Here is a 668-nt window from a genome sequence, read left to right as displayed (position 1 = left end):
CTCCCAAGCGTCAATAAATACATTATGGTTCAGGAAAACACCTTCCTCTATAAAAATGCTTTTACCTCTAAAAGTACATCCTGACCTAATATTAGAAGTCTTGATTTTCATTCCTGCACACCTATATAAATAGAAACGAATTTTTTGAGGGATTAATATAGATTTTGCAATTGTATTTACCAATAAATTCCAAATAATCGTAGATACATAGATTTTAATTAATTTCATATTATATTCCTTTCTTTTTCTTGATTTTATAGTTTTTTCCAAAAAACCTCAAGAAAAGAATATTTAATTGAATGAAAATAAGGTTGGCGCTTAGGGTATCTCAATATTAGATAGCAAAGGGGTTTGATTCTCGGAAAAAGAATTAAATAACTTTATGAGAAAAAACTCAAGTTATTTCGGAATCATCAGTAAGAGTTATGAGGCACTTAAGTTGAATTAAACAAACGTTTGATTAATTTTTTGTAGGTAGGTCTCGAGGATCGTAATTATTTGCATTAAAATGACGAGTAGTCCTAAAGAAATGACAAGTATGCTCAATAATTTTTAAAATAGTAGCTGTTATATTGTAGACATTCCTTTTTAAAAATGAGGGGCCTTCTATCAAAAATGCCACCACCATAATAATCCACTCTCTCCTTTCCTGGGCAAGCGCATAAAGC

At 30.2% G+C, this 668-nt stretch carries 2 protein-coding genes; both read right to left on the bottom strand.

Translation table 11 applies throughout. The features are described from left to right. Positions 1 to 228, bottom strand: a 228-nt coding sequence (locus KH400_RS20800; protein ID WP_217227907.1) for a hypothetical protein, incomplete at its 3' end; no start/stop codon positions are given. A gap of 232 nt (positions 229 to 460) precedes the next feature. Next, positions 461 to 668, bottom strand: a 208-nt coding sequence (locus tag KH400_RS20795; RefSeq protein WP_217227905.1) for a hypothetical protein, incomplete at its 5' end; no start/stop codon positions are given.

The sequence above is a fragment of the Desertibacillus haloalkaliphilus genome, assembly GCF_019039105.1.
In the GTDB taxonomy this organism is placed as follows: domain Bacteria; phylum Bacillota; class Bacilli; order Bacillales; family KJ1-10-99; genus Desertibacillus; species Desertibacillus haloalkaliphilus.
Note: the sequence above shows the minus strand (reverse complement) of the source record. Positions and strands in the feature narration are given on the sequence as shown.